Here is a 21191-nt window from a genome sequence, read left to right as displayed (position 1 = left end):
CTCTATCCCACAAATCCAAGCAGCCCCAGATAAGATGCCGCAATTCCTACAATGAAGATGCCGATAACGATCCAAGTGACGTTGATCTTCTTTGAAACAAGTTTCCATACAATCAGGGTGATAGCTAAAGGAATGAGTCCTGGAAGAAGGGAGTTTAAAATCTCCTGAAACTTTACCACACCGCTGCCCACGGCAATCTTAAACGGAGTATTCACTGTAATTCTTGTGGAAGCCATGCACCCCACAACCATGAGTCCCACAATGCTGAAGGCATTGGTCACCTTATCAATCACCCCGTTTTTAAGGATTTTCAACAGAGTAGATTTTCCGTATTTGTAGCCATTCATAAACATGAAATATCCGCATGTAAAAATCAGGATCTCAAACAATACTGTAAAAAATACCGGTCCGACATAATTCCGGTCCAGCGCCATCGTACAGCCGATACCCGCTAAAATAGGAAACAGGATTCCCTGCATAACGGTGTCTCCGATACCGGCTACGGGTCCCATGAGTCCGGTGCGGACGGAATTGATGTCTTCTGCCGAAACACTTTCCCCGTTGGCTCTGGCCTCCTCCATAGAAACCGTGATCCCGTTAATGATCGGCCCGATAGTAAAGACTTCTGAGTTATAAAATACCATATACTTTTTCAGCTCTCTGACCCGCTCTTCATTGGATTCGTACAGGCGTTTGACCGGCCCGATCATCAGATTGGCGATTCCCAGGGCCTGCAGCCGTTCATAGTTATAGCATGCCTCTGTGCTGGTGGTGGCCAGCCATGTCTTTACAAGATCTCTTTTTGACAGTTTTTTCTGATAATCCCTCGCTTCTGTTTCCTCTGCATAATCAGTGCGCTCTTCATTTTTCTTCAGCGTGAGGCGCTTCACTTTCTTCGTTTTTTCTTCCTTTTTATTATCGGCCATAAACATGATAATTGCAATGATTGCCGCAAAAATCGCAACGGCCATAATATCCAGTTTTAAGTAGATCGTCAGGAAAAATCCGGCAAAGAAATACGGAACCAGCTTTTTCTTTCCAAGATAGTTTAAAAGCATGGCGATTCCAAGTGCAGGCATGATCCCTCCGACTACCTGCAGCGCAGTTACAAGGCTCTTGGGAATGGTATTAATCAAAGCAGTACCCCATGTTTTCCCGGACATCACGAGCGCAAAGGCAGGAATCCCATACAGCGCAAAGGCCACCAGAAAGGACGGGACAAAATTCATAAGCCGCACTCCTCTGATATTCCCGTTTTCCAGCATAACATCAGCCCTGTGAATCCAGAAAGAGTTCACAGTCATATAAACCTGATTCAGTAAAAGGCCAAACATACTGAACGGGATGGCAAATGTCACTGCCATCGTCGGGCTCGCGCCTGATAGAATCGTCATGGCTGTACCAAAGATCCCTGCAACGATCGTATTGCTAGGCATGGTTCCCCCTGCGGAAATCCATCCCAGATAGATCAGCTGTATGTTAGCACCCGCGAGCATACCTGTCATCGGATCTCCCATAAAAATACCGGTCAGCAGCCCTGTCGTCAGTGGGTACACCAGACATTTTGTCACCGGACCAAAAAACCACCACTGCCCCATTGTTGCCAGCAAAGCTACTAAAATTGCTGAAATTACCATCTTAAATCCTCCTCTTTCCGATTAATGTTTTCCGCTTAAGCGGACCATCACTTTCCCTTTCTTTGCATACCTCTGTGTTTTCAGCTCCTCACCCATCTCTTCCAGATCAAGGCTGGCACTGATGATTGTATCGGTATCAAGCTTTCCGCTTTCTAAAAGCGCCACCGCCCGTTTCGTTGTGTTTGGATTTAAATAAGAAGTATAGATGCTGAGTTCCTTCGTATACGCCTCAAATTGGTTCATGGAAACCGGCTCATCCGGATCTCCGAGTCCAAACAGCAGTACCTTGGCATTTTTTCCCGCAATCTTCAGAGACTGCTCCATGGTTGATTTTAATCCGATACATTCGATAACATAGTCAATATTAAATGTCTCAGCCAGCTTTTCTATTTCTTTGTCATCCACTGCATAATCGGCTCCCAGCTCAAGAGCCAGCTGCTGTTTCTCTTTCTCCCTCTCAACCACGATGATGACAGAGGCCCCCGAGAGTTTCACCATCTGAAGCATCAGGCTTCCGATAGAGCCCAGACCGTAAATTACCACTGCCGAGCCGCTTCGGATCTGAATCAGATCCAGTCCGTGGATCACACAGGACAAAGGCTCTGCGAATGCCGCATTTTTAAGATCCAGCTTCTCCGACACTTTATAGACGTTCTGCTCCGGAGGGTACACATAGTCAGAAAATCCTTTTGCCACACCGTGCCTTTCAAAACAGAAATTCGGAAGCCCCTGCTGGCAGTAAATACATTTCCCGCATCCGTAACTGGGATCTGCCGCCACCCTGTCTCCGGGTTTAAAATACTTAACCTTCGGTCCGACGGCTGTCACAATCCCGGAACACTCATGTCCGAGAATAATCGGCGGTATCACCGGACTGGCCCCGTTTTTCCCTTCAAATTTATGTATGTCTGTGCCGCACAGGCCGCACCATGCCACTTCGATTTTCACTTCATCATCTTCCGGTTCCCGGTCAGGTACTTCTCTCACTTCATAGGTCCGATCCCCTGTATAATATCCTGCTCTCATATGCATCACCCGCCTTAATTGAGATTTTTAAAGAGTTCTATTTTCCTCTGTACTACCTGGTTGACTGCTTCGATACACGGCACTACATTATTTCTCAGAGAACTGCTTTCCGAGGTCTGTCCAAAAAGCTCTTTGGACTTTTTCGTCCAGGTGACCAGAAGTTCTGTTCCCACATTAAATTTCCTGATTCCAAGATCGATTACCCGTCTCACGTCCTCATCCTTTACTCCGGTCCCGCCGTGAATAACCAGAGGAAGATCTACCGCCTCTTTAATTTCTTTCAGCCTTTCAAAGTTAATGTTTGTCTTGGACTTATACTGTCCGTGATTCGTGCCGATTGCCACTGCCAGTGCATCAATCCCTGTCTTCTTCACAAAGTCCACTGCTTCTTTTGGGTCTGTATAGCGCACCTCCGCCTCTGACACTGCTACTCCGTCCTCTGTTCCCCCGACGATCCCCAGTTCCGCCTCCACAGAGACATCAAATTTCCCTGCATATTCAATGATCTGCTGTGTCTTTAAAATATTTTCTTTCAGCGGCAGGGATGATCCGTCAAACATGACAGAACTGTAACCGGCATCAATCGCCTCTTTTATATCATCATACTCTTTTGCATGGTCCAAATGAAGCACCACGTCAATTCCTGCTTCCTCCGACATGGCCCTGCACACAGATACCAGATTCTTGTGCCCCACATATTTGGCCGTTCCGACACTCGTCTGAATGATCACCGGAGTCCCCTGTTCTTTCGCCGCCAGGATAATGGCTGGAAGCATTTCCAGACTGTGGGTATTAAACGCCCCCACTGCCATGTTCAGTTCATCCGCTTTTTTCAGAACCTTCTTCAAATTTGTATACATCTTAACCTCCTCAAATATTGACTTCTGCCTTTTGTTTTAAAATTCTATTTGTTCACCTCCCATCATTTTATCCTAACGTTATAATGTACGGACGTTTGTACTTTCGAATGTATTATACAACTATTTTTACATTTTGTAAACAGTTTTTAAGCCAGAAGATGAAAAATCTTCTGGCTTAAGGTCATTCTCATATTCTGTTGTTTACTTAACAGTACTCTCTCCCGCCCAAATCCTGCACTGCGTAATCTTAGGTTCCGGATCAAATCCCTCTTCCACGCCCATAGCAGAAAGCATCTCACACGGGAAATCCGGACAGACTCCGCAGTGGTCGAATCCTTTTTTCTCACAGCAGGACTTCACCCCGCACTCACCGCCCCAAAACGGCTGTTTCATTTCTGTGCATCCTTTACAGTGAACCTGCTCCTTTCGTTCACATGAATTGCAGCAGACACCGCATCTTGATTCAAACATAACTTACCCTCCTAAATTTTTCTTTCAGTTAAAGAGTTTCTTTCAGTTCCTCAATCCATGTTTCCAGCGCCTGTGCCAAGATAAGCTGCTGCTCTAAAACAGCCATTCCTGTTTTCGGAATCTCCGGCAGATGTTCTTTCAGGCTTACATTTTCTTCGATATATCCTTTTAAAGTCTTCATGTTATTCTCAATCTCTGTCAAACAGGATTTCTGTTTTTCCTTCGGCAGACTGTCCAGATTTACAATGACGGCATTAAAGTCGAGAAATATTCGGACAGGTTTTGAAGCGATCTCCAGCATGAGCTTTTCAAATTGCTTCTCGCCCTGCTCCGTCAAAGAATAAACCGTCTTTTCCGCCATATTTCCTTCTTTTACAATATCGCCTTTCATAAATCCTTTTTTCTCCAGCTGGATGACTTTTTTGTAAATAGAAGGTGTACTGATCTTCACCCATTTGGATATATTGCGGTACTCTACGATCTTTTGAATATCGTAGGCACTTAAAGATTCCTTCTTCAAGATTCCCAGCACGATAAGATCAATGGTTGCCATGATTTCCCCCTTTTGCTTGACAACTACTATAATTTATAGTAGTATGTGATTCACTATTTACTTGCTATAATTTATAGTAGTATATTTTATATTTCATGTCAACAGAAAGGAGAGTTCATTATGAATGAACAAAACAAAAAGATGGAACTGTTAGGAGGTGCTCCGATACCGAAAGCACTTTTAGCCATGGGGCTGCCGACTATGATCGGCATGATGATCAATGCCTTATACAACCTGGTAGATGCTTACTTTGTGGGAGGGCTGGGAACCAGCCAGATGGGCGCAATCTCCGTTGCCTTTCCCCTCGGACAGGCGGTGGTAGGACTGGGCCTGTTATTCGGAAACGGAGCCGCATCCTATGTTTCCAGACTGCTGGGACGCGAAGAAAAAGATACTGCCAACAAAGTCGCCAGTACAGCTCTCTACAGCAGTGTGGCTGCAGGTGCAGTCTTAATTATTTGTACGGTGATTTTTCTGAATCCGATTTTAAAGTTGCTTGGAGCAACCAAAAGCATAATGCCCTATGCAGTCACTTATACAGGCATCTATATTGTCTCATCTATCTTCAACGTTTTTAATGTGACAATGAATAATATTGTCACCAATGAAGGGTCCGCTAAGACAACGATGTGTGCCCTGCTGACAGGTGCTGCTCTGAATATTATTTTAGACCCCATCTTCATTTATGTCCTGGATCTGGGCGTGGCCGGTGCTGCAATCGCTACGGCCATCTCACAAATAGTTTCTACCGCTGTGTATTTATGTTATGTATTCAGAAAGAAAAGTGTATTTGATTTCAAAATAAAAGACTGCTGTTTTTCTAAAAAAATGATATCGGAAATCATGAAAATAGGGATTCCTACCCTGATCTTTCAGCTGCTGACCAGTCTTTCCATCGCACTGATCAACAAACAGACGAAAGTATACGGGGATTCCGTCATCGCCGCTATGGGTGTGGTAACAAGGGTTATTTCTATGGCAAGTCTCATGGTCTTCGGATTTATCAAAGGCTTTCAGCCAATTGCAGGATTCAGCTATGGGGCAAAAAAATATGACCGCTTACATGAAGCGGTCAAAACTTCTATTATATGGTCCACAATATTCTGCGTAATCTTTGGGGCAGCTGCGGCTTCGTTTTCCTCATCTATCATTTCAGGATTCACAGAAGGAGATATGGAAATGATCCGTGCCGGCCAAAAGGCACTGCGGGCAAACGGTTTATCTTTTCTGCTCTTTGGTTTCTATACGGTATATTCATCCCTTTTCCTTGCTCTGGGAAAAGCAAAGGAAGGTTTTATCCTGGGTGCATGCAGGCAGGGAATCTGCTTTGTCCCTGTCATCTTTATTTTCCCGGCACTTTGGGGTATCAGCGGAATTCTTTATGCTCAGCCGATTGCTGATGTTATCTCTGGGGTTATTACAGTATTTATGGCTCTGCACCTTCATAAGGAACTTAAGAGTACAGCAGACGTTACTGCCCAAGTAAACAGGAGTCCCCAGCCAGACAATATAAAATATGAGTCTTAATGCTGTCCGCACAAAATCCCCGTTTCCATGCGGTTTGACGAATTTTTAAAGATTTTCTTTCAAAAAGCTAACCTCTGAAATCAATTGATCTCAAAGGTTAGCTTTGACAAAATATGAAACTAAGCCTTTACAAGCTGTTCACAGTATCTTTCCCATAGTATACCTTAAGAATTAATTCCTTCATCTCTTCTGCCGTTGGCTGAATCGGATTAAATGGCGTTGCCACGTCACTCATTGCTTTTTCTGTTAATTTATCCAAATTCTTAATAAAAGTGTCTTCCTGTACTTTTTCTTTCATTGTTTTTGGAATATCTATTTTCTCGCTCAGCTCGGCAATCGCATCCGCCAATGATTTTTTTCCTATAAATCCTGCAAGTTCGTCGTACATTTTTTTAACTTCATCATTCCGACTGTTATATTCCAATCCGTATGGAAGTACAATCGCATTGGCAAGCCCATGGGGCACTCCATATTCCGCCCCGAAAGAATGAGCAATCCCATGAACAATTCCTAATCCAGAATTAGAGAATGCGATTCCTCCCATGCAGGATGCGGCCAACATCTCTGCCCCTGCATTTTCATCTTCCGGATTTTCGTACACTTTTTCCAGACTCTTATATCCATAAAGAAAAGCGGCCAGGGACATTGCCTTTGAAAATGGATTTGCAGTTGGCGTTACATAAGATTCTATTGCATGTGTCAGGGCATCCATTCCGGAAGCTGCCGTTAAACTCTTAGGCATCGTTGCCGTAAATTCAGGATCTAAAACAGCTGCATCCGGAACCAGTCTTCCATTCATGTCTCTGACAGAATATTTTTTCTTTTGTTCAATATCCTTAATTAAAGCTGCTCTGGTTGCCTCACTTCCTGTTCCGGCAGATGTGGCAATACAGCAGACTTTTGCTTTCACTCTTAAATTCTCTATGATATTCGGAGGCATTGTCTCCTCCAGTGTTCGATAGGCAGGATTCTCATAAAACACCCACATAGCTTTTGCTGCATCCATTGCTGATCCGCCGCCAAATCCTATAATCCAGTCCGGTTCAAAAGTCTTCATCTTTTCTGCACCCTTTAAAATTGTATGAAAACTTGGCTCCGGTTCAACTTCTGTGTAGGCCTCGTATTCAAAACCGGCTTCTTCTAAAACATCCGTAACTTTTTTATAGGAGCCGACATCTATAAGAACATTTCCGCTCATGACAATAAATGCTCTTTTTCTTGGTCCTTCCAGTGTCTTAAGCTGTTGTACAGCGTTCTTCCCCCAGTAAATTTTTTCGCACCCTAATTTTATAGAATACATGTTATCACCATCCTTTTCTGCCTAGTAAACAATACAATTTTTAATTACTTTTTGGGCCGCATGTTCAAGTATCGCCTCTTCCAGTTTCTCAAGCGGATACTCCTTTTGAATAAAATCATCACTTTGGATCACTCCCATTTTTAACAACTCCAACGCAGTTCGAACATGTCTCGGGGTTGTGTGAAATACACCTTTGACCGTTACTTGTGAATAGTGCAGAAGAGTTGCATCAATCGAAAGGATGCTTTTTTCCTTTGTTCCGCCGAATAAAAGAACAAACCCGGCTTTCCTTGCCATCTTAACACTGCTTTCCCATACATTGATCAGGCCGGTAGCCTCAATTACAATATCCGCTCCCCTGCCTCCTTCTGTCATCGCTTTTACTGCATATGCGCTGTCCTCAATATCTGTAATATTTAATATCTCATGAACCCCCAGCTTCTTTGCAAGCTCCAATCGATTTTGTGCCTTATCCGTAACAATAACATGAGCGCCTTTTAACACTGCAAGCCTCGCAAACATCAAACCGATCGGACCCGCACCGTTTACCGCTACTACATCACCTAAGTGAATGGGGCATTCTTCTATTCCATATACAGCACAGGAAAATGGCTCCATCAGGGAAGCACTCTTATGAGAAATCGAATCATCAAGCAAAAACATATTCTGTTCTACAATTCTCTCCGGTACTTTTACATATTCTGCATAGGTCCCTCTGTTAAATAACATGTCTTCGCACATAGAAGGAAATCCCTTTTTACAGAAATAACAATGATTACATGGGGCTGTATTGTGCACAGCTACCCGGTCTCCCTCTTTAAAATTCTTAACCTTTTTCCCCACTGCGGCAATCACTCCCGAGTATTCATGTCCGAATGGATGCGGTGGTTTCAATAAAGGATATCCCCTCTTATATATTTTTACATCCGTCCCACACGTGGCAGAGATCTTGTTTTTTACTAAAACATCTCCTTCTCCGATTTCAGGAACCTCACATTCTTCAATCCGAAGATCCTCCTGTTCATACAAAACTGCTCTTCTCATTTTCATTCCGGGACTCTGCTCCTCCTTAAATTAAATTGGAAATCCCGGCTCCAAAAGCGGAAACCGGGATTGAAACATCAGTAACAATTGGATGTCTGATCTTCTTTGCCTTTTTTTGGCTGTCCATATGATTTGAATTTCTCCATAACCACGTTCATTTCTTCGTCACTTAAAACAACCGGTTCACCGACTGACATTGCCCGATACTGCATTTCCGCACAAAATTCCATATTCACTGCCAGACCAAATGCTTTTTCAATTCCGGGTCCGCAAGTCAAAAGCCCATGATTTGCAAGTAAAACAGCTTTCCCCTTTCCGCAGGCTTTGATCGCTACCTCCGCAAGCTCCGGAGTTCCGAATGTACAGTATGGTGCACACGGTACCATCGACGTTCCCGCACCTCCGATGACATAATGCAAGGCCTTAATCGGCATATTCAGACATGCAAATGTTGTACAATAAGCAGAATGTGTATGTACGACTGCCCTTGCATCCGGTTTATTTACATAAAAAACTGTGTGCAGCCCCCATTCACTGGAAGGCTTTTTATCACCTTCAACGACATTTCCTTCTAAATCCATCACAACGACATCCTCCGGGGCAGTTTCAAAATAACCTACGCCGGATGGACTGATTGCCATCATCTTTTCTTCTGCATTATATATACTGATATTTCCGCTTGTCCCCTTGCTGAGACCGGCTGCACTCATTTTTTTGCCGTACTCGACTACCAATTCTCTTTCTTTTTTTAATAACATATTGTTCCCCTTTTTAAAATGTGATCTCGTTTAAATTGACTATCATATCACTGGTTTTTGTCTCCCAAAAACGATTAATCGTGTCTACCAGTAGTTTTGGAGATTTTGGGAGGGCATCGACAACATTTCCGGCGTTATGCGGCGTTAAAGTAATATTATCCAGTTTCAGAAGCGGATCGTCCTTATCCAGCGGTTCATTCCAATACACATCTAATGCCGCTCCGCCGATCCGTTTATTTTCTAATGCCTCAATAAATGCCCCTTTATCTAAGACCTTCGCTCTGGATGTGTTGATCAGATACGCCGTCGGTTTCATAAGACTGATAACTTCTTCATTAATACTGTTTTCAGTCTCCGGTGTTACCCTTAAATGAAGTGATATAATATCCGCTTCTCTGAACACTTCTTCTTTCTCTTTCATTGTTACAGCAATGCCTTTGGCATTCATGGCATCCTGAGTCACAAATGGATCATAAGCGATGATTTTCATGCCGATCCCGGCGGCTTTTTCCGCCACTAAACGTCCGATATGTCCCAGCCCTATGATCCCTACTGTCATTTCTCTCATTGCAGTGGTATATGCTGAATTAACATACTCTTTTCTCCAGATGCCCTGTTTCATTGCTGCGTGGGCTCTTGCAATGTTTCTTGTCTCAGCAAACATTAAGCCGACCGCAAAATCTGAAGTTGCTTCCGCATTTCTTATCACATGCACCACCGGAATATTTTTTTCAGTTGCGGCTTCCACATCTACATGCTCCAGTCCCCCGCGGCATGTTCCAATCAGCTTTAGATTTTGAGCCCTCTCAATTAATTTTTTCGGAACGGGACAGAAATGTACCAGCAGAATATCTGCATCTTCTATTTCGGTATAAAGTTCTTCTGGAATCTCTTCTGCCTCCGGCCCCTTTGTTTCTATGTTTAAAGCCTTTTTCTGAAAATCCTTTCGGTCATCTGCTTTCCAAACAATTTCTTTAATTTCCGGTTCATCATCAATGTTCAGGCTTTTTGCGGCTTCTGCCAGCAATCCGCTGCTCACGATGATATCCCCTACTACTGCAATCTTCATAATTTCCCCTTTCGTTTCAAAGTATCATCCGCACTGGGTCTTATGCAGTTTCTCCGCCCGATGCTCCGGCGGCTGCCTGTGCTCCTCCCATAGCATTAGATTCTAAATAATCCCATACTCTTTGTTTATTTTTCTTAAATAATACGAAACACAAAAGATAGACAGCTATGACCGCTCCAATAATGATCGGATTCATGGTCAGGAATGCGTATGTAATAAGCCCTGCCGTACAGTTTGACAGAATAAATCCGATAATTAATACAGTTCCTGCAGTCACTTCATATCCGGCATTTACTGCGATGTCTGTAAATACGGCTGCCCAGGAGGATGCCATTAACAGCTTTGCGCAGAACACAATACAGGCTGCAATCCAGGATTTAAAGATGTTGCCGTTTGACAGAGATACCGGAACTTCTACCATATATGGAAGAGAGGGCAATACCATTACCGGAAGAACGATATTTCCAGGCAAAATGAAGGCTAACAGAAGGGCCACCGGGATAACTAACAAGCCTGTTGTCAATGTAGCCGCTTCTCCATATCCCAGTGCATCATTTACTGCGACGATAAACTCCCGGTCCTTTCCATACTTTGATTTCTTTAATGCCTTTCTTGAGTAATCCGTAATGACAGTAAATCCTGAGGCAAACAATCCCGCAATCTTTGGAAAGATTGCCATTACTGCTGAACAGGTCACCGCAACATCTGCAACCTGTCCCCATGAAGTCATCTCATTTAAAGTCGATATATTTCCGACGATTCCAAGAATCAGTCCTACGATCAGGCCTACATACATTGGTTCGCCCAGAAATCCGATTTTCTTCTTAATTGCATCCGGTCTTAAATTAATCTTATCTGCTCCCAGTTTCCCAAGTGCAAAGTCTAAGGCTAAGTACAGAGGTACATCCCCCATATGATGCGGCGCTATCATTGCACAGCCTGGATAATGATAGTATGTAGACCATCGCTTTTGGACAATCTCTGCAAGCAGCAAGACAACCAAATTGACAAAAAGCATAAGAACAAATGCCATCACAAGGTTTCCTTTGATCTGGTATAACAGCGATCCCCACACGATGATTGAGTAATTATTCCACAGATCCGACGGCTGAAAGATATCTGTAATCTTTACCAGGAAAATTACAATCTGGAAGATCAGCCCGACTCCGATAAACATCATCCCAATGTCAGTGGAATAAGCTACCGAAGCAACGGCCTGCCACCCTACATCCAGCGCCGGCAGATTGATTCCCGTCTGCTCGATCAGTTTTGTTACTAACGCTGATAATACGCTGCCAAACGCACTGGTTATAAACGCCATACCTTTCAAACCGACACCGATCAGCACAGCAGACATAAAAGCCTTTTTTACCGGTGCTTTGAATATTAAACAAATAATAAATATGATAATCGGCACTGTTATATAGTTTCCGAATGTATCAAAAAACAGTTTCAGTGTATCCCACATATTTCAACCTCCTCGTATGAATGTTTTCCCGCCTTTCAAAACTACAGTTCCAGACTCTCTACCTCCTGCATTAATTCTTCAATAAATTCTTCTTCATTAATGCCCACAAGGAAACCTGTGGCATTCAAAATGGGAACTCCGTAGTTTCCTTCCACAGGGCTTGTGTAAACGATCAGGTCATAACCGCCTCCCTGCATGGCACCCGGAACTCCTCCGGGACTCACTTCCGTAGCTTCCATCTCATATCCTTTTTCCTCAAATATATCTGCTAATTTTGAAGAAAGCATTGCTGAACTCACTGTTCCTGAACCGCACACTGATAATACTTTTATTGCTCTCATAATTTCTCTTCCTTTCTAATCTTCTAAGATTTTTAAACAATCCAGGATTTCTGATCTGTCTTTAGAATCCCTGATCTTCTTCAACAGCTCTCCGTTTTGAATGATCTTCATCATCTGCTTCAGCATACTGATCTGCATATCCGAATCTTTGATTACCAGAGGAATAATCACTTCACAATCCAGCCACACATCTTTTGTTCCCATTGCACAAAATCTTACAGGTTCTCTGGGTACGATGACACCTACTGCCGGTTTATTTACATATGTATTATTTGTATGAGGAATCGCAATCGCCACTCCTTTTCCGGGCAAACCGGTGGGATATACTTTCTCCCGGTCTATCACTGCCTGTGTATATCCATCTTTTACATACCCTTTTTCATAAAAAATCGTTCCTCCGAGCCGAATACAGTCTTCTGCCGTTTTAACATCTGCATCCAAAATTACAAGTTCTTCATCTAGCAGCCTCAAAAATTGTCACCTCTTTCTATTTTTAGATTTTAATAGAATATTTAGTTACCGATAACTTAATTTCTAAATATACTATAACACTGATGTTTTTTAACAAAAAGAGCAGTTTTTTTCACTTTTTATTTCACTGATTTTACATTTTTTATACCTGTTTTATAAGAAGGACATATCCCATACCGTAATAACTGCTCCAAACACAATAAGCGCCCCTGCTGCAAAACGAACATACTTGAGCGTTTTCCATATTCCAAATCTTTCATAGTTATGAAAATGCATAAATACCAGCGGCCACTTACATAAACAAATCCCTATGATGACCAGCGGTATATGTGTCCACCAGCCTTTCATCGACAAACCGATGTTTATTAAATTGACAGCAGCACATATTCCAATGATTACATATGCTTTAAGCCTTGATGCATTATCCCACTTAATAAATCTGGACGTTTTGTTACAACAGTCCATACTGCAGCACTGGACTTCTTCTTTTTCCCTTTTCAGCCAAACAGCTGCCGGCTTTTTGGTGATCGGCTGTCCACAGTATATGCACCTTTTTTCCATAGAAACCTCCTCTCAAAGGATGTCCGATAACTACTGATCCGGATCTATAATTATCGTGCCTTCACCGCCATCCATATAAATATTAGTTTTAGAACCGGCTTCATCCAATATATTTTTCACACCCACAACAGCCGGTATCCCTAATGCTTTTGCAAGGATCACCGTATGAGATGTGTTCCCTCCTCTTTCAGTTACAAAGCCCTTTACATATGTTGTGTCCATCCGGATCATATCTTCGGGTGTCAGATCTGCAGCGACAATCACAACATCTTCTTTTAATTTTTCAACCTGATCCATCGGAGAATTTAATCCTTCCATCTTCCTGATCAAAGCATTACAGACATTTTCGATGTCAGTCCCCCTCTCCCGCATATATGGATCATCCATACTTTTAAATAGTGCCGCTGCTGCTGTTTTCTCCTCTTCCAAAATATAAACCAGGTTCCGTTTTTCATTTTGTACCCTCTTGATAATTTTCTGAAAAAAAGCATCATCATTTACCATTTCAATATAAGCCAGGAAAATGTTTGCAGGCTCTTCCCCTGCTGAAACCTCCGCCTCTCTATACAGTTGTTTCAGCTCCTCCTTATATTCTTTTCTTACAGTTTCAAAGCGGCTGATTTCATATTCAGCATCGTCAGTCTTTTCAGCTTTAACTTCATATTTCAACTCGTTTAAAACCAGAATGGTGCCCGCAGCTTTTCCTTCAGCACCTCCAACTCCTCTCAGTTTTTTCACTTTTTAACTCCTTTCATAGCATTGATAAAACTTTTCCCCTTTTCACTCTCACAGTAACGATAAATACCTTCCAGCACAGGGAAATGTGTATTCTGATCTACGGTGACAAAGAAAATAAATATCTTCCCTTTTATCTCTTCAGATATTTTTATCCTTTCTTCTGAAACAACAATTTCATAATTTATTTCTACATTTAAATCTCCGCGCATGGGACAATGGAGTATTACAACATCCTGAGAAATTTCATAAAATTTTATTTTGTTATGGTTCATCATATTGCATAACCTGTTATACAGCCGCTTCCACGCTTTTTCTCCAACCGCTTTCTGGCATCCCAGCATGAGCAGCTCTTCTTTGGTGCTGTGTGCAGACAGTACGCTATACCTTTCATTTTGAATATAATCTGCAATGGAATTTAATTTTTTGTCTATCTTTCTGTTATCAGATTCAAATAATATCCGCAGCACGTCAAAATATAGTTCATTTTCATCAACAATACCATTTGTACTCCGAATGGCCGCCGATATAATTCTTTGAATTGTTTTGTTATACTCACCGATGACCCCGCACTGATTCATGACCTGGATAATTTTTTTCTTATCAGTATCCTCCAAAATAACATTGGTGAACACAATATTTTTCCGGTGTGTCAGCAGCTCTGAATATCCCGTGGAAATGATCAGTGCAAAATCGTCCAGATTATATTTTTTAGCTTCAGAAATAATGCCCAATTTAATATCGGCGGTACTGCCAAACAGTGTTTTCAGCTGTTCTTTTACCAAAGTTGAGGTTGCCATTCCATCTGCGCAGAGTACTAAGACCTTAGAGACGCTGCTTTTCTTTTGGATTGTCTGATACTTCTCATCGCTTATAAAATAGATTGTTAAGTATGCGATCTCATCTGATGTTAACATTTTGGCAAGGTCATCTTTCATCTCTCTCACTGCTTTCCCAGTGAAATCATATATTTCGGGATACATTCTCATAACGTCCTGTACCAGCGGATTTGTCGATTGAACTCCATATTTCAATCTATAATACAATGGTCTGATATGCCCTTTTAATCTTGTCATTAAGCGGTCTTTATTATCAAAAGAAATACACGCAATCCGTTCAAAATTTACAACAAGCGCCTTTGTAAAATTAGAAATATACAAATCTTCCTGATCCTGAGACACAAACTGTGCAACCTTTATCCCTAACAAGAGCGTTGCAATATAATATATTTCCGATTCAGGAATTTCTAAGTTATAAACTTTTAATTTTTCAAAACTCTGTTTCAGCGATTGATACGGCTTTGTCTCAACTAAAGTCACCTTTTCTTCTGTATGAAGATTCATCGTGTAACCATCCATGCTTCTGATCCAGGAAATCAGGATCATGCTGCACTCCAGCTCTTCATTTTCCAAAACCAGTTTGATATTTTCGTCTTGTTCATACTGCTTTATCAGACATCTGGCGATCTCCAGATAATCATAGTCCTCCCCGGTTATCGTAACCAAAGATTTCTGCATCCACTTTTTTAAAATATCTTTAGGCTGAAAATTTTTTAGTTTCTTTATTTCCTTTCCAACAATTTTTCTGATCGCAAATTCTTCTCCCTGGAGTACATATCCGAACTTGATTGAACTTGCTATGGAAATGTCCTGGTTCCCCAAAATTTTTTTCCACTCTTTAATGTCCTTTAGGATCGTATTTTTGCTGACATCAAAAAGGTTCTGCATTTTCTCTATGGTTACAACTTCAGCAGACAGCAGTATCATCAAAAGCTCCAGTATTCTTCTCTCTTGTACGGAATAATAATAACTTCCGTTCTTTCTCATCTCAGCTTCCAACATTTCAATTTTCTTTGATTTCACACAGATAACTTTTGACTTTATTTCCAGCTTCCCTAATCCTCTGCTTTGCAGCCAGTCATTGATCAGTTCAATGTCATAGTAAAATGTTCTCTTTGTAATATTTAGTTTCTCAATAATGCGGTCAACAGTATAACCCTTTTTTTGTTCCAGTATAATTTTTAAAATATATGCCGGTCTGCTTTTTAATTCCAAAGCAATCTACTCCTTTAAATTTTCAATAAATTCACTGATTTTTTCTCCTGCTTCTTTTTCATCTGTTCCATTTACTACAAGTTTGATTTTTGTGCCTTTACATATTCCCCCTGACAAAATACTGATAATACTTTTGGCGTCGATTTCCGTGTCTTCTGCCCTGATTTTTATATCACTTTCATAAGCTTGACATAATGTAGATAAGTCTGTTGCCGGCCTGGCATGAAGTCCTGTTTTGTTATTAATGATCATTTCCTTTTCGTACATGTTTGCTCCTCCTGACTGTTTCACTTTTCTCTGTGATTTCATTATATTCTCATTATTATTTTCAGAAAATAGCAATTAATATCACTCTTTTTTTCTTGTTTTGTGCAAATATTGTACTGAAAATGGAACCTTCATACGATAACAAGCTTTCTCCTGAGAAATGAAATACGGATGCAGCCCCAGTGCATCCGTTTACATATGTTATCTCTCTAATTTAGATTATAAAAATGACCCTTGGAAAACAATATATAATATTTTCCAAGGGCCTGTATCAATATAATCATATCTGTCTAAAGTTTTTTTAATATATCTTTCTTATACTCCAAAAATTCTTCCGTCAGATTAAAATCCTTCCTCCGGGGCTTCGGCTCCCGGATCACAATTTCTTCCGTAATCCTCCCAGGCCTTCCGGTCAGCAGATAAATCCTGTCCGAAAGCAAAATTGCTTCATCAATATCATGGGTGATAAACAGCGTAGACAGATGGATCTTATCCATCACATCCAGATACCACCGGTGCATATCACTTTTGGTCAGTGTATCCAATGCACTGAAAGGTTCGTCCAGCAAAGCCACATCTTCAGAAAACATATAGGTCCTCAGCAGTGCGGCCCTCTGACGCATACCTCCTGAAAGCTGTTTTGGATACTTTTCCTGAGTGCCCTCAAGGCCAAACTCCTGAAAGAGTGCCCCGGCTTTTTGCCGGGCAGTTTTTTTGTTCTCACCTTTAATCAAAAGCGGCAGTGCTACATTATCCTCAATCGTCCGGTAAGGAAGCAGTAAATCTTTCTGAAGCATATAACTGATATGCCCCGGCCGCCCGGTAATATCCCTGCCGTTCAGCATAACTTTTCCCTGATCAGGTTTTTTCAGTCCGGAAATTACATTAAACAGAGTCGTCTTCCCTCCGCCGCTGGCTCCCAGCAGACAGACCAGCTCATTGTCATGCAGCTCTATATTGATGTCTTCTATTATATTTGTATTCTCATATGCAAGCGTAACATCCGTTACAGTCAAATCCGACATTTTCTTTACTCCAAATAGTCATTGGTAAATCCGGTGTTTTCCGGAATCTTCGTTTTTGAAAGACCTTTTTCACTGATCCAGTTATAAAATGCATTCCACCTTTTTGGATTGATATAGCCCCATTGCTTCACTTCGGCTTTATACTGGTCTTTCATATATTTCTGGCTGGCCTGTACCATTTTGGAATCCAGTTCCGGTGAGGCTTCACAGAGAATATCTCCTGCATCTTTCGGATGTTCGATGGCATACTCATAGCCCTTTTTTGCGGCTGACAAAAATGCTTTTGCCGTTTCCGGATTCTTTTTCATCCATTCACTGTTCCCAATGATCACCGGCGTATAATAGTCAAAGACCGGATCAATATCTTTAAATGCAAAGTAATCTGTATCAAGTCCGGCCACCTCTGTGGCAATCCCCGCCCATCCATAGTAGATCCAGATGGCATCCACTTTTTTGCTCTTTAATGCAGAGACCTCATCGGTGACAGTGCTCGAGATCATTTCTACCTTGCTGAAATTCCCTTTGTCCTTCTCAACCACCTGTTTTAAGATTGCTTTTTCAATATCCTGATTCCATGTGGCATATTTTTTGCCTTCCAGCCCCTTCGGACGCTTGATCCCTTCCCCCTTCCGGGAAACGATCCCCGATGTATTATGCTGTAAAACTGCTGCCACAGCCTTGATCGGAAGGGCATCATCTCCAACGACAGCAGGCATCATTGTATCCTGAAATGAAATACCGAACTGTGCTTTCCCGGAGCCCACAAGTACTTCTGCTCCGTCCTCCGGCGGCTGTACGATTTCCACGTCCAGGCCGGCCTCTTTAAAATATCCTTTTTCCTTTGCCACATAAATACCTGTGTGGTTAGTATTCGGTGTCCAGTCCAGAACAAATGTAATCTTTTTAAGCTTTCCGTCTCCGGCTTCCTCTTTCTTTGATCCGCATCCAGTCATTGATACAGCTAATAATGCAGAAAGGAATACAGCTAACATTCTCTTTTTCATAATCATCATCCTCTTTTCACTTTTTCGGCTATTCCCGGCTCTCCCATGGCATACATTTCTTCTGCAGAAAATTGACTGCCCACATCAGCAGCAGACTGATCGCAGAAATCATAAAGATCACCGCGAACATTTTGTCAAATGCAAAACCTTTCTTAACCCGGATCATATAGACGCCCAGACCTTCAAATCCTCCCAGCCATTCTGAAATGACGGCTCCCACAACTGCATAGGAAGCTGAAATCCGCAGGCTGGCAAAAAACTGGCCCAGAGATCCCGGAAATTTCACATACCGGAATATCTGCAGCTTTGACGCACCCATGGATCGCATCAGACTGATTGTATCTTTGTCCGCCGAACGAAAGCCGTCCAGCAGGCTCACAGTAATCGGAAAAAATGTCACGATAATAATCAAGATTACCTTTGGAAGCATTTCATATCCAAACCACAATACAAGGAGCGGCGCAATGGCCACTGTGGGCACCGTCTGCGTCAACACGATCAGCGGATAAAATGCCTTATACATTTTATCGAAATGATCCATGAGCACTGCCATAAAAAAACCAATGACAACGCCCATCAGCAGACCGATAAACGATTCAATTATGGTCACTCTCGCATTCGTCATCAGCAGTGAAAAATCATTCACAAATGCCTTGACCACATCCACCGGCGACGGAAGCAGAAATTTTGAAACCATCCCTGTCCCGCTGGCAGTCTGCCATAATGCCAGAAGCACAAGGATCGCCGCTGCCGGCCACAGTTTATTGGTGGTGTTTTGTAACTTTTTTATCAATGGTAAGCACATCCCCTTCTGGCTTATAGGACACTTTAATGTAAGCCGCAACCGACGGTGCACCCGCACGGACAGCGATATGCTGACACTCTTTCACAATGTCCATCAGTTCATCGTAGTCACCCTCAATCGCAGTTTCAAACGGTCCCACATAATAATTCAGTCCCGTACTCTTAATATAATCAATTACCTGATCCACAATACGGATCAATTCTTCGTCATTGGCTGCCTCCGGCAGTGTTTGGATCGCTACGCTTGCATTCATATTTCTTTCCTCCTCATAAATCTGTTTCCTTGACAACTTTGCGTGCCGGATGCAATTTGCCAAAGGCAAATAATTTCCTTGCGCATCTGTGCACAACCTGCGGAGCATTTTTATTTCATTAGGGAAGGTCGTAGAACTTTACTATGAAATAAAAACCCCGCCGGATAAAATCCAACGGGGAAATAGTCTCATGTACAACTGTACTGTTTTATTCCTACGCTGGCATTACCCAGATCAGGTATAAGGGTTAAAGACTTCTTCTCGTCTTACTCTCAGCCGGCAGTCTGCCAGCACCCCTGTATATAAAGTTTTCGTATGTCTCGGTTTAACGGTATGTTTGTATTATAATGAATATATTGAATTAAATCAATTCCCATTTCGAAAGAATACCAATCTTTCCTTGTCCCGTTCCTTCCGTTTGGTTATAATAAATACAGCAATATAATTTTATTTACAAAACGGAGGAATTTATGGGCGGATTTTTTGGTGTCACTTCAAAACAGGATTGTGTTTTTGATTTATATTTTGGGACAGACTATCATTCCCATCTTGGGACAAGACGTGCCGGTATGGCGGTTTACAGTAAAGACGACGGTTTTGACCGGGCCATTCATAACATAGAAAATGCTCCGTTCCGGACAAAATTTGACAAAGACGTCAACAAAATGCACGGATATATGGGCATCGGCTGTATTTCCGATTACGAACCGCAGCCGCTGATCGTTCGCTCCCACCACGGTACTTACGCGATCATGACAGTAGGAAAGATCAATAACACGGATGAAATTATAAAGCAGATGTTTGATTCAGGCCACACACATTTTCTTGAAATGAGCGGCGGAGATATTAACGCAACGGAGCTGGTTGCTGCTATCATCAATCAGAAAGAACATCTCGTGGAAGGAATTCAGCATGCACAGGATGTCATCGACGGTTCCATGACGATCGTGCTTCTGACACCGAAAGGCATCTATGCCGCCAGAGACAAAATGGGCCGCACTCCGATTGCTGTAGGCAAAAAAGACGATGGCTACTGTATTTCCTTTGAGAGTTTTGCCTATTTGAATCTCGGATATGTGGCCGAACGTGAGCTTGGTCCCGGAGAGATCGTGATTCTTACGCCCGAAGGCATTCAGACTCTGGCAAAGCCAGGCGAAGATATGAAGATCTGTACTTTCCTTTGGGTTTATTATGGTTATCCTTCGTCCTCTTATGAAGGAATCAGCGTGGAGGAAATGCGCTATGAGTGCGGAAAGAAGCTGGCTCAGCGTGATGATGCCTCACCGGATACAGTGGCAGGAGTCCCTGATTCAGGAACCGCACATGCTATAGGATATGCCAACGAATCCGGAATCCCATTTTCCAGACCATTTATTAAATATACACCGACCTGGCCTCGTTCCTTTATGCCGACCATACAGAGCAAAAGGAATCTGATCGCCAAGATGAAACTGATCCCGGTCCACGAACTGATCCAGGATAAAAGCCTTTTATTGATTGATGACTCCATCGTAAGGGGAACCCAGCTCCGGGAAACCACAGAATTCCTTTATCAGAGCGGTGCAAAAGAGGTTCATGTCCGCCCGGCCTGTCCGCCGATCATATACGGATGCAAATATTTGAATTTCTCACGGTCTACTTCTGAAATGGATCTGATCACACGCCGGATCATTGAACAGATCAGCGGAGATTACAAGAATGTACATCTGGAGAAGTTTTCAAATCCGGACTCCCCGGAATATCAGGGTATGATAGATGAGATCTGTAAGCAGCTGAATTTTACATCACTCCGGTATCACAGGCTGGATGATATGATTGAGTCTGTCGGATTAGATCCTAAGAAACTTTGTACTTATTGTTGGGATGGGAAAGAGTAGGATATATGTAAGATCGCCTTTGATATTATAAAAACCTCCAAACTGATAAGTTCATCTTATATCAGTTTGGAGGTTTATTAAAAAT

22 protein-coding genes and 1 riboswitch are annotated in these 21191 nt (G+C 42.3%); of the genes, 2 read left to right on the top strand and 20 right to left on the bottom strand.

All coding sequences use genetic code 11. The features are described from left to right. Positions 1-2: 2 nt before the first annotated feature. From P8F77_RS01390 to P8F77_RS01370, 5 genes are all read right to left on the bottom strand, one after another. Positions 3-1637 (bottom strand): PTS system mannose/fructose/sorbose family transporter subunit IID, encoded by a 1635-nt coding sequence (locus P8F77_RS01390; protein WP_024728813.1) that lies wholly within the window; start codon positions 1635-1637, stop codon positions 3-5. 21 nt (positions 1638-1658) lie between these two features. Then, on the bottom strand, positions 1659-2663 hold the full coding sequence (locus tag P8F77_RS01385) for a Zn-dependent alcohol dehydrogenase (RefSeq protein ID WP_024728814.1): 1005 nt from the start codon (positions 2661-2663) through the stop codon (positions 1659-1661). A gap of 14 nt (positions 2664-2677) precedes the next feature. Beyond that, complete coding sequence (locus tag P8F77_RS01380; RefSeq protein ID WP_024728815.1) at positions 2678-3523, bottom strand: class II fructose-bisphosphate aldolase; 846 nt, start codon at positions 3521-3523, stop codon at positions 2678-2680. 201 nt (positions 3524-3724) lie between these two features. Then, the gene (locus tag P8F77_RS01375) at positions 3725-3994 is read right to left on the bottom strand and encodes a DUF3795 domain-containing protein (protein WP_024728816.1); all 270 of its coding nucleotides are present in this window, start codon (positions 3992-3994) and stop codon (positions 3725-3727) included. A 28-nt stretch (positions 3995-4022) separates the two neighbouring features. Continuing rightward, entirely contained in the window at positions 4023-4547 is a 525-nt protein-coding gene (locus P8F77_RS01370) for a PadR family transcriptional regulator (RefSeq protein WP_024728817.1), read from the bottom strand. A 120-nt stretch (positions 4548-4667) separates the two neighbouring features. Here P8F77_RS01370 and P8F77_RS01365 point away from each other — a divergent pair, with 120 nt between their 5' ends. Continuing rightward, on the top strand, positions 4668-6074 hold the full coding sequence (locus P8F77_RS01365) for an MATE family efflux transporter (protein ID WP_024728818.1): 1407 nt from the start codon (positions 4668-4670) through the stop codon (positions 6072-6074). A gap of 127 nt (positions 6075-6201) precedes the next feature. Here P8F77_RS01365 and P8F77_RS01360 read toward each other — a convergent pair whose 3' ends face one another. The 15 genes from P8F77_RS01360 to P8F77_RS01290 all read right to left on the bottom strand — a co-directional run bounded on the left by P8F77_RS01360 (position 6202) and on the right by P8F77_RS01290 (position 19229). Beyond that, positions 6202-7374, bottom strand: a complete 1173-nt coding sequence (locus P8F77_RS01360; protein ID WP_024728819.1) for an iron-containing alcohol dehydrogenase — start codon at positions 7372-7374, stop codon at positions 6202-6204. Between the two features lie 21 nt (positions 7375-7395). Continuing rightward, on the bottom strand, positions 7396-8424 hold the full coding sequence (locus tag P8F77_RS01355) for an alcohol dehydrogenase catalytic domain-containing protein (protein ID WP_081723905.1): 1029 nt from the start codon (positions 8422-8424) through the stop codon (positions 7396-7398). 71 nt (positions 8425-8495) lie between these two features. Continuing rightward, positions 8496-9176 carry an L-fuculose-phosphate aldolase gene (locus tag P8F77_RS01350; protein ID WP_024728821.1) on the bottom strand — a complete coding sequence of 227 codons (681 nt, stop codon included), beginning with the start codon at positions 9174-9176 and terminating at the stop codon, positions 8496-8498. 13 nt (positions 9177-9189) lie between these two features. Then, positions 9190-10245: a 2-hydroxyacid dehydrogenase gene (locus P8F77_RS01345; RefSeq protein ID WP_024728822.1), complete on the bottom strand. Its 1056-nt coding sequence runs from the start codon at positions 10243-10245 to the stop codon at positions 9190-9192. Positions 10246-10285: 40 nt separating this feature from the next. Then, complete coding sequence (locus tag P8F77_RS01340; protein WP_024728823.1) at positions 10286-11713, bottom strand: PTS transporter subunit IIC; 1428 nt, start codon at positions 11711-11713, stop codon at positions 10286-10288. A 41-nt stretch (positions 11714-11754) separates the two neighbouring features. Further along, complete coding sequence (locus P8F77_RS01335; RefSeq protein WP_024728824.1) at positions 11755-12054, bottom strand: PTS sugar transporter subunit IIB; 300 nt, start codon at positions 12052-12054, stop codon at positions 11755-11757. A 15-nt stretch (positions 12055-12069) separates the two neighbouring features. Next, a complete protein-coding gene (locus tag P8F77_RS01330; RefSeq protein WP_024728825.1) occupies positions 12070-12525 on the bottom strand; it encodes a PTS sugar transporter subunit IIA in 456 nt (151 codons plus the stop codon). A 153-nt stretch (positions 12526-12678) separates the two neighbouring features. Continuing rightward, on the bottom strand, positions 12679-13086 hold the full coding sequence (locus tag P8F77_RS01325) for a hypothetical protein (RefSeq protein WP_024728826.1): 408 nt from the start codon (positions 13084-13086) through the stop codon (positions 12679-12681). 30 nt (positions 13087-13116) lie between these two features. Continuing rightward, positions 13117-13824 carry a phosphoenolpyruvate-utilizing N-terminal domain-containing protein gene (locus tag P8F77_RS01320; RefSeq protein WP_024728827.1) on the bottom strand — a complete coding sequence of 236 codons (708 nt, stop codon included), beginning with the start codon at positions 13822-13824 and terminating at the stop codon, positions 13117-13119. Further along, positions 13821-15875, bottom strand: a complete 2055-nt coding sequence (locus P8F77_RS01315; RefSeq protein ID WP_024728828.1) for a transcription antiterminator — start codon at positions 15873-15875, stop codon at positions 13821-13823. The genes P8F77_RS01320 and P8F77_RS01315 overlap by 4 nt, the downstream gene beginning before the upstream one ends. A 6-nt stretch (positions 15876-15881) precedes the next feature. Next, positions 15882-16142 carry an HPr family phosphocarrier protein gene (locus tag P8F77_RS01310; protein WP_024728829.1) on the bottom strand — a complete coding sequence of 87 codons (261 nt, stop codon included), beginning with the start codon at positions 16140-16142 and terminating at the stop codon, positions 15882-15884. A gap of 290 nt (positions 16143-16432) precedes the next feature. After that, entirely contained in the window at positions 16433-17167 is a 735-nt protein-coding gene (locus P8F77_RS01305) for an ABC transporter ATP-binding protein (RefSeq protein ID WP_024728830.1), read from the bottom strand. A gap of 5 nt (positions 17168-17172) precedes the next feature. Then, positions 17173-18171, bottom strand: a complete 999-nt coding sequence (locus P8F77_RS01300) for an ABC transporter substrate-binding protein (RefSeq protein ID WP_024728831.1) — start codon at positions 18169-18171, stop codon at positions 17173-17175. A gap of 28 nt (positions 18172-18199) precedes the next feature. Next, positions 18200-18964 carry an ABC transporter permease gene (locus P8F77_RS01295; protein WP_024728832.1) on the bottom strand — a complete coding sequence of 255 codons (765 nt, stop codon included), beginning with the start codon at positions 18962-18964 and terminating at the stop codon, positions 18200-18202. Further along, entirely contained in the window at positions 18933-19229 is a 297-nt protein-coding gene (locus tag P8F77_RS01290) for a thiamine-binding protein (RefSeq protein WP_024728833.1), read from the bottom strand. Before P8F77_RS01290 ends, P8F77_RS01295 begins: the two co-directional genes overlap by 32 nt. Positions 19230-19423: 194 nt before the next feature. Then, a riboswitch (TPP riboswitch) is annotated at positions 19424-19537 on the bottom strand. Positions 19538-19699: 162 nt separating this feature from the next. Here P8F77_RS01290 and P8F77_RS01285 point away from each other — a divergent pair. After that, on the top strand, positions 19700-21106 hold the full coding sequence (locus P8F77_RS01285) for an amidophosphoribosyltransferase (protein ID WP_024728834.1): 1407 nt from the start codon (positions 19700-19702) through the stop codon (positions 21104-21106). Positions 21107-21191 lie beyond the last annotated feature (85 nt).

The organism is Anaerostipes sp. PC18 (assembly GCF_039789045.1).
Classification (GTDB): Bacteria; Bacillota; Clostridia; order Lachnospirales; family Lachnospiraceae; genus Anaerostipes; species Anaerostipes hominis.
The sequence above is the reverse complement of the archived record's forward strand: the minus strand, read 5'-3'. Positions and strand labels throughout refer to the sequence as shown.